Origin of the sequence: Burkholderia sp. Bp8998 (assembly GCF_003854235.1) — a bacterium.
Taxonomy (GTDB): Bacteria; Pseudomonadota; Gammaproteobacteria; order Burkholderiales; family Burkholderiaceae; genus Burkholderia.
Genome location: NZ_QTQF01000045.1, coordinates 1 through 12,428 on the forward strand (window position 1 = coordinate 1; position 12,428 = coordinate 12,428).

Annotated in this window: 14 protein-coding genes and 1 pseudogene; 8 read left to right on the top strand and 7 right to left on the bottom strand. The window is 67.6% G+C overall.

Annotated features, from left to right (window positions below; translation table 11 throughout):
* From DIE06_RS31675 to DIE06_RS31685, 3 genes and pseudogenes are all read left to right on the top strand, one after another.
* Nucleotides 1–141, top strand: a pseudogene (locus DIE06_RS31675) (choline ABC transporter permease subunit); the annotation flags it as partial.
* Nucleotides 142–259: 118 nt separating this feature from the next.
* The gene (locus DIE06_RS31680) at nucleotides 260–1,261 is read left to right on the top strand and encodes a GlxA family transcriptional regulator (protein WP_124664807.1); all 1,002 of its coding nucleotides are present in this window, start codon (nucleotides 260–262) and stop codon (nucleotides 1,259–1,261) included.
* Nucleotides 1,262–1,367: 106 nt separating this feature from the next.
* Nucleotides 1,368–2,315, top strand: a complete 948-nt coding sequence (locus DIE06_RS31685) for a choline ABC transporter substrate-binding protein (RefSeq protein ID WP_124664808.1) — start codon at nucleotides 1,368–1,370, stop codon at nucleotides 2,313–2,315.
* Between the two features lie 139 nt (nucleotides 2,316–2,454).
* Here the strand turns inward: DIE06_RS31685 and DIE06_RS31690 are convergent, their stop codons facing one another.
* The 3 genes from DIE06_RS31690 to DIE06_RS31700 all read right to left on the bottom strand — a co-directional run bounded on the left by DIE06_RS31690 (nucleotide 2,455) and on the right by DIE06_RS31700 (nucleotide 4,467).
* Complete coding sequence (locus DIE06_RS31690) at nucleotides 2,455–3,603, bottom strand: exo-alpha-sialidase (protein ID WP_124664809.1); 1,149 nt, start codon at nucleotides 3,601–3,603, stop codon at nucleotides 2,455–2,457.
* Nucleotides 3,604–3,659: 56 nt separating this feature from the next.
* Nucleotides 3,660–3,929 (bottom strand): MoaD/ThiS family protein, encoded by a 270-nt coding sequence (locus DIE06_RS31695; RefSeq protein WP_006749905.1) that lies wholly within the window; start codon nucleotides 3,927–3,929, stop codon nucleotides 3,660–3,662.
* Nucleotides 3,930–4,068: 139 nt separating this feature from the next.
* Nucleotides 4,069–4,467 (bottom strand): nuclear transport factor 2 family protein, encoded by a 399-nt coding sequence (locus DIE06_RS31700; RefSeq protein ID WP_124664810.1) that lies wholly within the window; start codon nucleotides 4,465–4,467, stop codon nucleotides 4,069–4,071.
* 78 nt (nucleotides 4,468–4,545) lie between these two features.
* On the opposite strand from DIE06_RS31700, the gene DIE06_RS31705 reads away from it, so the two are divergent.
* A complete protein-coding gene (locus DIE06_RS31705; protein WP_124664811.1) occupies nucleotides 4,546–5,487 on the top strand; it encodes a LysR substrate-binding domain-containing protein in 942 nt (313 codons plus the stop codon).
* A gap of 28 nt (nucleotides 5,488–5,515) precedes the next feature.
* Here the strand turns inward: DIE06_RS31705 and DIE06_RS31710 are convergent, their stop codons facing one another.
* A complete protein-coding gene (locus tag DIE06_RS31710; protein ID WP_124664812.1) occupies nucleotides 5,516–6,205 on the bottom strand; it encodes an aspartyl/asparaginyl beta-hydroxylase domain-containing protein in 690 nt (229 codons plus the stop codon).
* A 205-nt stretch (nucleotides 6,206–6,410) separates the two neighbouring features.
* Between DIE06_RS31710 and DIE06_RS31715 the strand changes: the two genes are divergently transcribed.
* Together DIE06_RS31715 and DIE06_RS31720 are read left to right on the top strand one after the other, a co-directional pair.
* The gene (locus DIE06_RS31715) at nucleotides 6,411–6,755 is read left to right on the top strand and encodes a DUF4148 domain-containing protein (RefSeq protein ID WP_124664813.1); all 345 of its coding nucleotides are present in this window, start codon (nucleotides 6,411–6,413) and stop codon (nucleotides 6,753–6,755) included.
* Nucleotides 6,756–6,826: 71 nt separating this feature from the next.
* Nucleotides 6,827–7,105: a DUF4148 domain-containing protein gene (locus DIE06_RS31720; RefSeq protein WP_124664814.1), complete on the top strand. Its 279-nt coding sequence runs from the start codon at nucleotides 6,827–6,829 to the stop codon at nucleotides 7,103–7,105.
* Nucleotides 7,106–7,372: 267 nt separating this feature from the next.
* Here DIE06_RS31720 and DIE06_RS31725 read toward each other — a convergent pair whose 3' ends face one another.
* Nucleotides 7,373–7,900 carry a cytochrome b gene (locus DIE06_RS31725; RefSeq protein WP_124664815.1) on the bottom strand — a complete coding sequence of 176 codons (528 nt, stop codon included), beginning with the start codon at nucleotides 7,898–7,900 and terminating at the stop codon, nucleotides 7,373–7,375.
* 403 nt (nucleotides 7,901–8,303) lie between these two features.
* Between DIE06_RS31725 and hpnI the strand changes: the two genes are divergently transcribed.
* Together hpnI and DIE06_RS31735 are read left to right on the top strand one after the other, a co-directional pair.
* Nucleotides 8,304–9,473 carry a bacteriohopanetetrol glucosamine biosynthesis glycosyltransferase HpnI gene (gene hpnI / locus DIE06_RS31730; RefSeq protein WP_124664816.1) on the top strand — a complete coding sequence of 390 codons (1,170 nt, stop codon included), beginning with the start codon at nucleotides 8,304–8,306 and terminating at the stop codon, nucleotides 9,471–9,473.
* The gene (locus DIE06_RS31735; protein WP_124664817.1) at nucleotides 9,470–10,558 is read left to right on the top strand and encodes a lysylphosphatidylglycerol synthase domain-containing protein; all 1,089 of its coding nucleotides are present in this window, start codon (nucleotides 9,470–9,472) and stop codon (nucleotides 10,556–10,558) included. Before hpnI ends, DIE06_RS31735 begins: the two co-directional genes overlap by 4 nt.
* A gap of 79 nt (nucleotides 10,559–10,637) precedes the next feature.
* On the opposite strand, the gene denD is transcribed toward DIE06_RS31735, so the two are convergent.
* The gene (gene denD, locus DIE06_RS31740; RefSeq protein ID WP_124664818.1) at nucleotides 10,638–11,609 is read right to left on the bottom strand and encodes a D-erythronate dehydrogenase; all 972 of its coding nucleotides are present in this window, start codon (nucleotides 11,607–11,609) and stop codon (nucleotides 10,638–10,640) included.
* 28 nt (nucleotides 11,610–11,637) lie between these two features.
* Entirely contained in the window at nucleotides 11,638–12,414 is a 777-nt protein-coding gene (otnI, locus tag DIE06_RS31745; protein ID WP_124615649.1) for a 2-oxo-tetronate isomerase, read from the bottom strand.
* Nucleotides 12,415–12,428 lie beyond the last annotated feature (14 nt).

The following is a 12,428-nucleotide window of genomic DNA, read 5'->3' on the forward strand; positions in this document are numbered from 1 at the left end:
GGTCTGTCGGTCGTGCTGCTCGCGATCATTCTCGACCGCATCACCGAGAGCTTCGGCCGCGCGCCGGGCACCGCGAAAGCCCCGCTGTTCGCGGGCCTGAAGCAGCTGCTCCGCGCGAAGGCCACCCCCGCGCAAGCGTAAGCAACCGGCGGCCGGTTCGACTTCCGGCCGCCTCCCCCGATTCGATACCGGCTTCCGTGGCGTTTGCCCACGGGGCTGGCTGCTTGCAACCTGCCCAACCGTTTGCCAGGAGCCCGATGTGACGTCCGCCGCCGCTGCCGCCGTGCCCGCCGCTCGCGTTTCACCGGTTTCGTCCCTTGCCCATTTCGGCTTCCTGACGCTGCCGAACTTCTCGATGATCGCGTTCTCGAGCGCGGTCGAAGTGCTTCGGATGGCGAACTATGTCGGACGCGCGGACCATTACCAGTGGTCGATCTATTCGCTCGACGGCGCGCCCGCGCATGCCAGCAACGGCATCGCGGTGCGGCCGACCCAGGCGCTCGACTACACGAACCTGCCCGACGTGATGATCGTGTGCGGCGGCATCCGCATCCGCGACGTGGTCGACGACGGCGCGCGCGACACGCTCGCGGCGCTCGCCGAACGCGGGCTGCCGCTGGGCGGCATCTGCACCGGCGCGTATGCATTGATGTCGAGCGGGCTGCTCGACGGCTATCGCTGCACCGTGCACTGGGAGAACCTGTCCGCGCTGCATGCGGAGTTTCCGCAGGTGGGGTTCGCCGACGAGCTGTTCGTCGTCGACCGCGACCGGCTTACCTGCACCGGCGGCACCGCGCCACTCGACCTGATGCTGAATCTCGTCGGCATGCGCTTCGGCCAGCAGCTCGCCGCGCAGGTGTCCGAGCAGTTCATCCTCGAGCGCATCCGCAGCTCGACCGACACGCAGCCGATTCCCGTGGATGCGCGCGTCGGCTTCTCGCGCGCGGAGCTGATCGAGGTCGTGCGGCTGATGGAGGCGAACATCGAGGAGCCGCTGTCGCTCGAGGAACTCGCGCGGCTCGTGCGACTGTCGCAGCGGCACCTGCAGCGGATGTTCAAGGTGTACCTGAACGTATCGCCGACCCACTATTACCTGACGTTGCGGCTGAAACGCGCTCGCGACCTGCTGCGCACGACCGACGCGTCGATCGCGCGCGTGACGACGACGTGCGGATTCCATTCGCCGTGTCACTTCAGCAAGGCGTACCGCGCGCAATTCGGTCACGCGCCGAGCTACGAGCGCCGGCTGCCGGGGCGCTGACGCGACCCGCGCAACCTTCGGTCCGTGACGCCGCCGGGATCGCGGCGCGCGGCTTCAACAATCGATCCCGTCCATGAAAAACGACGTCTATTTGAGGAGAAGACAGATGAAGCGCCTATTGATCGCAGCGGTATGCGGGATCGGGATTGCCGCGCCGATGTCGGCGGTTTATGCGGCCGACCCGCCCGTGTGCAAGAACGTGCGCTTCGCGGACGTCGGCTGGACCGACATCGCGGCCACCACGGGCCTTGCAGCGACGATGCTGCAGGGGCTCGGCTATGCGCCGACCAAGACGATCGCGTCGGTGCCGATCACGTTCGCCGGCATCAAGAGCAAGCAGATCGACGTGTTCCTCGGCTACTGGTCGCCGACGATGGACCCGATCATCCAGCCGTTCACGAAGGCCGGGACGATCAAGGTGCTCGCCACGCCCAACCTGACCGGCGCGAAATATACGCTCGCGGTGCCCGACTACGTGTACCAGGGCGGCCTGAAGTCGTTCGCCGACATCCAGAAGTACGCGGACAAGCTCAACGGCAAGATCTACGGGATCGAACCGGGTAACGACGGCAACGCGTTGATCAAGAAGATGATCGATGGCAACCAGTTCGGCCTCGGCAAGTTCAAGCTGGTCGAGTCGAGCGAGGCCGGGATGCTGGTCGAGGTGAATCGCGCGATTCGCGACAAGCAGTGGATCGTGTTCCTCGGCTGGGAACCGCATCCGATGAACGTACAGATGAAGATCGATTACCTGACCGGCGGCGACGACGTGTTCGGCCCGAACTACGGCGAAGCGAAGGTGCTGACGGCCACGCCGCCCGACTACGCGCAGCGTTGCCCGAACGTCGCGAAGTTCGTGTCGAACCTGCAGTTCACGACGTCGATCGAGAACCACGTGATGGTGCCGATCATGAACAAGCAAGACCCGAACAAGGCCGCCGCCGAGTGGCTGAAGGCGAACCCGCAATCGCTCGACAAGTGGCTGGCCGGTGTGACGACGCTCGACGGCAAGCCGGGCCTGCCGGCGGTGAAGGCGTATCTCGGCGTGCACTGAGCGACGCGCGCGGGCTTCCCGGTTGCGGCCGGAAGCCCGATGTCGATCTCGAGCCGCCGGAGGCAGGGCTGATGTCCTGCTTTCGGCGGCTTTGTCGTTTTTTCAGGGCGCTTGCATGTCGATGCGTGCGGGTCGTTCGTTACCCGAAACGTACGCAATACACCGGCGGCAAATGCGCGGAGACCTGCCGCCAGTTTTCGCCGCCGTCACCGGACGTCCATAAGCCGCCCGTCGTCGACCCCATCGCGAGACGCGTGCCGGAGTCGTCCACCGCGAGCCCGTGTCGATACACGAGATCGTAGGCCGGCGCAGGCGGCAACCCGTTCGACAGGCTCTCGAAGCTGCGGCCGCCGTCTCGCGTGCGCGTGACGACGAACCGGCCGTTCACCGGAATCCGGCACGCATCCTTCACCGCCGGCACGAACCACGCGGTGTCGGGATCGGCCGGATGCACGGCGACCGCGAAACCGAAGCTCGACGGCCGCGCTTCGATCCGTTGCCAGTGTGCGGCACCATCGGTCGAGCGGAAGATCGCGCAGTGATGCTGGGTCCACAGCACATCGGGAGTGGCTGCACACTGGACAACGCGGTGCGGGTCCTGCACGTTGGGTTCGCCGCGCCGTTCCGGCGGCATGTAATCGGCTTCCATGCCGTCGGCGGTGACGCGCCAGGTCGCGCCCCTGTCGAAGGTCTGCCAGACGCCCCCGCACGAAATGCCGATCGTCACGTGCCGGCTATCGCGCGGATCGACCATCACCGAATGGATGCCCGGCGCATCGTAGCCGCCGCCGAACCATTCGGGGCGCTCCGGGCGGTCCCACAGTGCGCGGTTCAGCACCCACGAATCGCCGCCATCGTCGGAGCGGAACAGTCCACCGGGTATCGTGCCAGCCCACAGGACGCCCGGTTCGTCGACGCCGCCGGTTTCGAGTGACCAGATCTGCTGCAGCGTCCACGGCGGGCGCGGCGGGGCGGGCGCTGCGTCGTCCGCGTCGCCGGTGCCCGCATGGGCGCCGACATCCGCGCGCGGTTCGTCGGCGGGCTGCGGCGGATACACGGGGACCGCGCATTCTTCCCATGCGGCCGCGCCGGCGCGCTGGCGATGCAGCTTCACGCCGAAATGGCCGAGATTGAGCGCCGCATACAGCGTGCCGTCGCGCGGGTCGGCCAGCGCCATGCTGACCGGTTCGCCGATGAAGTGCGGCTCGCCGAGCGACCAGCCGCCGTTGCCGTCGGCGTGCAGCACGAACAGGCCCTTGCGGGTCGCGACGAGCAGTCGATCGTTCATGTCGGGTGTCTCCTGTGGGCGCGTCTGGGTGCTCGTTGGGGTGTCGATGCGTCCCCTTATCCGCCGGACAGCGCCTGTACGACATAGACGCGGCTGGCATCGCCGAGCGCATCGGACAGGTGCTGCCGGTCGCGTACCGGCTGGCCGTCGATGAACACCGACAGGTGCTTTCTCAGCGCGCCCTGGTCGTCGACGATATAGCCGCGCAGCCGCGGCTGTTCGCCGAAGACGGTTTCAAGCGCTTCGCCGAGCGTCCGTGCGTCGATGTCGCGCTCGGGTGTGTCGATATGGCGCTGGATCGACGCCGCGAAGAATAGGTGTGCCATGGCGGTGGCTGGCCGGAGCCGCGCGGGGGAACGGTCTGTAGTGTAGGCGATCGATCGGGGCGGCAGCGAGATTGCCGTCCGTCCGGCGGCGCGGCGAGGTTGCTGCGCCGCGCAATGGCCGGCGCGCCCGCTCGCGCGCTTAGGCGTACTTGTCGCCGACCGTGCTTCGCACCGGATGCGTGTCGTAGACGATGATCATGCGCTCGATGCGCGCGTCGTCGTCGAATTCGAATACGTCGACGCATTCGAACCGCACCGCGGTGCCGTCGTTCAGTCCCCAGTCGTAGACGAAATAGCCGGTGGCCCGCCGTGCGCCCGTCGCGCTGACGCAGATGTCGATCGGCGTGATGCGGCTTTGTCCGGATGCCGCCGCGACTTTTTCGAAGAAGGGCTGCGGCGCCATCCAGCCGAGAAACGGCGAAAATATCCGTGCATCCGGCGCAAACAATGCACAGATCGCGGCGACGTCGCCGTGTTCGAGCGCTTTCAGGTAGGTACCGACCTGCCGCGTGTATAGTGCGTCGGACGACGAGACCATGATATTTCTCCGCTGATTGTTGACGAGCCATCCGCGACAGTCGTCGCGAACGGGTTCAACCACGATAGCGATGCAGCGATGACCGAACAAACGAATAATCCGCAACCCGGGTATGCCGCCGGCGCATATCCGCTGGCGGATCTCACCCGTGCGCTGCCGCCGCTGACGGCGTTCCAGGCGTTTGTCGCCGCCGCCGAACTCGGCAGCTTCAACCGGGCAGCCGAGCATCTGTGCCGGACCCAGGGCGCGGTGAGCCGTCAGGTGCAGCAACTGGAAGCGCACTACCGATGTGCGTTGTTCATCCGGCATCCTTCGGGATTGACGCTGACCCCGGAAGGCGGCGCATTGCTGACGGTGGCCGTCGACGTGCTCGCGCAACTGGCGCAACACGCGCACGCCCATGCGCATTCCGCGTCGATCCTCACGTTGCGCCTGCCTTCCACGTTCGCGATTCGCTGGCTGCTGCCGCGGCTGTCGGCGCTCAATCACGCGCTGCCGCGGACCGAGTTGCGCATTCACACGTCGGCGGACGACACACCGGATTTCACCGACGCCGATGTCGATGCCATCGTCGTGCGCGGGACCGGAAACTGGGCGGGCATGGTGGCGGTTCCGCTGTTCGACGAATGCCTTACGCCGATGTGTACGCGCGAGGCAGGCGCGTCGTTGAAGTCGATCGCCGATCTCGCGCATGCGACGCTGCTGCATCCCGCGCGCAATCGCGACGAATGGCGATGCTGGCTGGCGGCCGTCGGCGCAACGCGGATCGACCCGGGCACCGGGCTCGTATTCGATACGCTCGAACTGACACTGACGGCCGCGGCCCAGGCGCATGGCGTCGCGATCGGCGATCCGCGCATGGCGGCCGATCGGCTGGCGGCCGGAACGCTGGTCACGCCGTTTCCGGAGGTGGTGCGCAACGGTCTGGGCTACTACCTCGTCTACCCGGCGCAGCGCGCCGCGCAACCCGCGATTCAAGCGCTCGCGGAAGTCCTGACGCGTCTCGCGCGCGAGGATTGACCGCGGCGGGTGCGCGCCGGGCGGTTTGCTAAACCGGAATCGACCGCCCGCGCACCCGGATGCCCAGCCGCACGATGCCGATCACCGCATTCGACAGCCACGTCAGCAAGCGCGGCATGTCGCGCCGGCGGATATCGAGCAGCAGCACGATCCGCACTTCGTCGCTGTCGTTCCACACCTCGTGCACGAAGGTATCGTCCCACAGCAGGAAGCGGCCTTCGTCGAGCCGGTATTCGCGGCCGTCGACCTTCAGTACGGCGGCCGGCGTGCCGTCCGCGCGCTTCGGCATCGACAGCACCAGATAGCCGCGCAGGATGCCGCGGAACGGCCCGCGATGCGGCGGGATGTGCTTGCCAGGCGCGAGGAACGACAGCGACGCGGACAGCACGTCCGGCGACGCCGCGACGATCGATTCGACGGTCGGGCAGCGCGACAGGTTGCGCGGGAATGGCTGGCCGTAAGCCTGCATGATGAACATCCGCCAGTCGCGCGCATCGTTGGCCGAGATGTCGTGCTGCTCGCGCATGATCTCGTGAAAGCGCGGGATGCGCGGCAACTCGCGCGCGACGGCCAGCGCTTCCGCACGAATGGCCGGCCACGCACGGACGAACCGCTCGGCGTCGGGAAACACGGCCGTGTCGAGCACGGCACCGCCGTCGATATGGCGGTCGTACAGCGTGCGAAGCAGGCCGGCTGCATAGTCGTAAGCGACGGACATGATCGAGGGCCGATCCACAAGGTGTCGTCAGTCTGCCCCACGCGCGGTGGGGGCTGCGTTACGTCAGGTTACGCCGGCTGACGAAAGAATGACAGCTTGGTGAACGTCCGGTGCGCGCGACCCGGGACGCCGGGAATAAACGACCACCCCGCGTCGTCATACGGGGTGTAGCACGTCGTCTCGTTGACTTCACAAGGAGTGGAACATGAATACGCATTGGCTGGTGGCTGCCGTGGTGGCGTCGATGTCCGTCGCGGGTGTCGCGGCGCCTGCGTCGGCACAGGCACTGACGCGCGCGCAGGTCAGGCAGCAACTGATCGACGCTGAAAACAGCGGGCTGCGCTTCGTGACCGACACGTCGTATCCGGACGTGAGCCCGCTGTTCCAGCGGCAGGCCGAACAGATGCCGCAGCATCAGGCCGAGACCGCGGTCGGCAGCGATCCGGCGGGGACGTCCGGGGTGGGCAAGCCGGCGGCGCAGCCGACCCGTCCGCGCCCGGCCGCGTGCGTGGGCCCCGAGAGCTTCTGCACGCCGTATTTCGGAAGCTGACGTAGCGGACCGCCGCGGCGGGTTCGAAATTCACGAAGGTTGACCGGTACCAAACATCGAAGGAGTTCATGATGAAAACTTGTATCGCACTACTGATTATGATCGGCACGATCGCCGGTCAGTCCGCATTCGCCCAATCGAATGCGCCGCTCACGCGTGCACAGGTTCGCGAGGAGCTGATTCGTCTGGAAGCGGCCGGGTACGACCCATCGAAGGGGGATGACGGCGAATATCCGGCGGACATTCAGGCCGCGCAGGCAAAGCTCGCCGAGCAGGATCGGGCGAGGATGGCGGCTTCGGCCGCCGCGCCGGCGCCGGCTCCTGCGCTGCCGGCACAGACCGACAACTAGGTGTCGACATGATCGTGTGCGCCTTCAGGCCGTCGTGTTCACGGTACGGCAAACCGCATGCCGTTCGCGGCACGCGACCGGGTCGAACCGCGCGGACGGCCATGCCGTCGATCGCGCGCCGCTTCGCGCGGCGCCGCGATCATCTCGTTGCCCGATTCCGATGGGCGGGCAGGTTGATCGCAGGGTGAGCCGCGATGCGGACGGGATCGCGATCCGCCATCGCCGGACGTGTGCCCGCGATGGCATGCCCGGATGCGGGTGCCCGGATTACCAGGGCATCATCCGTTGCATGACCTGGTCGCGCAGGACGAAACGATGCGCGACCGCGGCCGCGACGTGAAGGCAGATGCCGCCGAACAGTACCCACGCGAGGATGCCGTGCACGTCGCCCATCGCGTGCCCGAATCCCGAGCCGGCCGCCGACAGCGCCGGCAGCGGCACGACGCCGAACAGCGTCACGGCCCATGCACGCGACGACGCATTGATCCAGCCGAGCAACGGCACGGCGATCAGCAGCGCATAGAGCCCGAAGTGCGTGGCGCCGGACACGGTGCGCATCGCGGGCGACAGTTCGTCGGCGGGCGGACGATGCGTCACGCGCCAGAGCACGCGAGCAGCCATCGCGGCAAGCAGCGCGGTGCCCACGATCAGGTGCGCGGCGATCAGCCCGACCGGTTGCGTATCGCGATGGACGTCGGGCATCGTCCAGCCGATCGCATATTGCGCGACGACAAGCGCCACGATCAGCCAGTGAAGAAGGCGTGCGACTCCGTCATATCGGGCGGGTGTAGACATGTAAGCTCCTGGCAAGCGGTGGGGATCGTATCTTCCGGCGGATTCTACGGCCGAATTCTTAACGAAGCGTTAAGCGTACGGTCGCGCAACGGATGTGTGCGGCAAAACCTGCGTGTCGTCGACCCGAACGGATTCGACCGACGGCAATGCGATCGCGACGGCGATCCTGTCGGTCCGTAAGGTTGCCGGCGCGGCATGCGCGGCCGCGTTCGTCTGCGGCCATGCGCATGACCGGGATCGATCACCGCACGGTAGTCGTGTCATCTGAATGCGCGTAACGTCTGTAGCTCATCCTTCGCATCCGGCTCGATGGAAATCGGTCCGGCCGCGTGCACGGGTGAGCCCGTGCGCGCGCGGCCGGCCCCCGGCATCGCGGTCGTACGGGAAACCACAGGGGAGAAGCATGGTTTTGCTGCATGTGGTGCACGCGCTGGCGCGGGCAATGGCGCTCGTTTGCGAGTTGGGCGTGCTGCTGGGCATGGCCTACACGATCTCGGCCAGCGTGCTGGTCGGCCGGTTCTTTTCCCGCGCGGCGCCGAAGCCGCGCGATTTTCCGGGCGTCACCGTCGCGAAGCCGTTGCACGGCGACGAATGGCAGCTCGGACAGCATCTCGAAAGCTTCTTCGTCCAGGATTATCCGGGGCCGGTCCAGCACCTGTTCGGCGTGCATGACGCGGACGACGCCGCGCTCGACGCCGTCGAGACGCTGCGGGCGCGCTACCCGGATGCCAATATCACGGTCGTCGCCGATGCACGGCTGTACGGGCCCAACCGCAAGATCGCCAATCTCGTGAACATGCTCGAACACGCGGAGCATGCGGTGCTTTGCCTGGCCGACAGCGACGTGGTGGTCGACCGCGATTATCTGCGTGCTGTGGTCGGCGCGCTGCAGGAGCCGGAGGTCGGCATCGTGACGAGCGTGTATCGCGGCGTCGCATCGCCCGGTTTCTGGCCCGGTGTTGCCGTCGCGATGACGAATTACCATTTCCTGCCGGGCGTGATTACCGGGCTCTGCATCGGTCGCGCGCGCCCGTGCTTCGGCCAGACGATCGCGATCACGCGTGCGACGCTCGAACGCATCGGCGGCCTGGCGCGTTTCGCGCATCATCTCGCCGAGGATCACGCGCTTGGCGAAGCGGTGCGGCAGATCGGGGCACGGGTCGTGGTTCCGCCGTTCGTCGTCGGGCATGCGTGCGTCGACGACACGTTCGCGACGCTGTACACGCACGAATTGCGCTGGAGTTGCACCATCCGGGCGGCGGACCGGATCGGTCATGCCGGTTCGGTGCTGATGCATCCGCTGCCGCTGGCGCTGCTGGCGATGCTGCTGTCGGGCGGCGCGGCCGCAGCCTGCGGGCTGGCAGTGGCCGCGCTTGCCGCGCGGGCGCTGCTGATGGTGAAAACCGCGCACGCGATCGGCGCGAGCCTGCGCGGCGCGTTCTGGCTGCCGTTCGTCGATCTGCTGCAGTTCCTGATCTTCGTATCGAGCTTCTTCTCGTCGCATGTCATCTGGCGCGGCACGCGCTTTCGCGTCGACCGCGAGGGCTTGCTGTCGCCGGCGGGGAAACCATGACGCACGACACGCATTCCGATGACGAAGGCGCGGGCCGGCTATCCGTGCGTCGCGACGCGCGGCTCCGGCATGCGGGACGCCTGGCTGCGCTCGCCGGGCTGGCGATCGCGGTGTGGCTGATCTGGCGCGAGCATCCGCTGGAGATCCTGCATCGGCTGCAGGCCGCAGGTGTCGGGCTGCTGGTCGCCGCGCTGGCCCATTTACTGCCGATGCTGGCCAATGCGTGGGACTGGCGGATGCTGATCCGGGGCCGGCGCCGGCCGTCGTTTGCGACGATGCTGCGGCTCGTCTGGATCCGCGAATCGATCAACGGATTGTTGCCGGTCGCGCGGATCGGCGGCGAAATCGTGTCGTTCGGCCTGCTGCGGCAGGCGGGCGTGCGGCCGGCCACCGTCGTGGCGAGCCTCGTCGCCGACATGCAGCTGACGCTGATCAGCCAGCTCGTGTTCGCGCTGGTCGCGATCGGCTACGTGCTCGAGCGCGTGTCGTCCGATGCCGCCCGCGTGGCCGCGCAGCTCGCCATCGGCATGGCGGCGCTGGTGCCGGTGCTGCTGCTGTTCGCGCTGGTGCAGCATGCGCGGCCGTTCGAGCGCGCGATGCGCGCGCTCAACCGCATCACGAGCGGAAAGGTGGTTGCGCTGGTCGGCGAATCGGCGCGCACCGATCAGTCGATCCGGATGATCTGGCGGAAGACGGGCATCGTCGTCCGCTATCTGGCGATCTGGCAGACGCTGCAGTTTGCCGGCTATGCGCTGGAAATCTGGCTCGCGCTGCATTTCCTCGGCGCCGATCCGACGTTTGCCCAGGCGCTCGCGATCGAAGCGTTGATCCAGTTGCTGAGCAGCATCACTTTCCTGATGCCGGGCGGGCTGGGCGTGCAGGAGGGCGGGTTCGTGCTGATCGGCGGGCTGCTCGGGTTCGACGCACCGACCTGTCTGGCGCTGGCCGGCGCGCGGCGCGTGCGCGATCTGCTGTTCTATCTGCCGGGCTTGCTGGCATGGCAGCACGCGGCCGGCGCGGCGCGCCCGTCGTCCGGCGCGAAGCGCGCGTCGATACCCGTCGGGGAGTCCGTCGGGCCGCGCTGATGCGGCCCGACGTTGCCGGCCTGCCGGGCGGGCAGCGGTGGTGCCGACACGGCCGCCAGCCCGCCGGGCGGCGCGACCATCAACGCCGTTCGTCGGCGATATGGCTGCGGATCACGTCCGCGAATGACGTGTCGCCCTTCAGCCCGAGTGCTTCCGCGCGCGTCGTGTCCCAGCGGCCCGGCCAGCTGCCGACGATCTTCTCGACGCGTTCGTCCGGCGCATGGCGGATCAGCTTCACGACGTCGTCGCCCGCGACCTCGCGCAGCGCCGCGATCATCTCGTCGACCGACACCGACAGGCCCGGCAGGTTGATCACGCGCTTGTTGCCGAGCTGTTCGCTGTCGAGTTCGCAACCGGCGACGAGCGCCTCGATCGCCCCGCGCGGCGACAGCAGCCACAGCCGCGTCGAACCCGGCACCGGGCACACGCTTTCCTCGCCGTTCAGCGGCTCGCGGATGATGCCGCTCGCGAACGACGACGCGGCCGCGTTCGGGCGGCCCGGCCGCACGCTGATGGTCGGCAGCCGCAGCACGCGGCCGTCGACGAAGCCGCGCCGCGCGTAGTCGCACAGCAGCAGCTCGGCGATCGCCTTTTCCGCGCCGTACGACGATTGCGGATTCAGCGCGGTGTCGTCCTGCACGACGTCGGGCAGCACGCCGCCGTAGACGGCCACGGAGCTCGTGAACACGACGCGCGGACGATGGCCGCGCGCGCGGCACACTTCGAGCAGCGTGCGCGACGCGTCGAGGTTGATCCGCATGCCGAGATCGAAATCGGCCTCGGCCTGCCCGCTGACGATCGCCGCGAGGTGGAAGATCGCGCCCGTCCGCGTGTCGATCGCGCTGTCGAGCATGGCACGATCGGCGATGTCGCCGACGATCGACGTCACGCGCGCATCGCCGAAATCGCTGCCCTTGACGACGTCGAGCAGCACCAGCTCGTCGATCTTCTCGCTCCGGCCGTCGGGGCCGGTCAGTTCGCCGCGCTCGAGCAGCTTGCGCGCGAGACGCTGGCCGAGAAAGCCGGCGCCGCCGGTGATCAGTACTTTCATGTTGGTAGCCCTCTTAGGAATGCTTGAATTACAGGTACGGCTTGAGCCAGCCGAGGCCTTCCGACGTGCCGGCCTTCGGACGATATTCGCAACCGATCCAGCCGTCGTAGCCGAGCGCGTCGATCAGCGCGAACAGGTACGGGTAGTTGAGCTCGCCGATGTCCGGCTCGTGACGCTCGGGCACGCCGGCGATCTGGATGTGGCCGATGCCCGCGAAATCGCGCTTGAGCTTCATCGCGAGGTCGCCCTCGACGATCTGGCAGTGATAGCAGTCGAACTGCACTTTCAGGTTCGGCGCGCCGACTTCCGCGCAGATCGCGTGCGCATCGTCCTGGCGGCTCAGGAAATAGCCGGGCATGTCGCGCTGGTTGATCGGCTCGATCAGGACCGTGATGCCGTGCGCGAAGGCGGCCTGCGCCGCATGCCGCAGGTTCGCCACGTAGGTGTCGCGATGGCGCGCGCGGTCGGCGCCCGGCGCGACCATCCCGGCCATCACGTGCAGCTTCTTGTTGCCGAGCACGCGCGCATAGTCGAGTGCCTGGTCGATGCCGCGCCGGAATTCGTCCTCGCGGCCCGGCAGCGACGCGATCCCGCGTTCGCCTGCGGCCCAGTCGCCGGGCGGCGCGTTGAACAGCGCCTGCTCGAGATTGTGCGCATCGAGGCGCGCGCGGATGTCCTCGGCGGCGAAGTCGTACGGGAACAGGTACTCGACGGCCTTGAAGCCGTCGTACGAGGCAGCGGCGAAGCGTTCCAGGAATGCGTGCTCGGTGTACATCATCGAGAGGTTGGCGGCGAAGCGGGGCATGGCAGCGGGTCCTG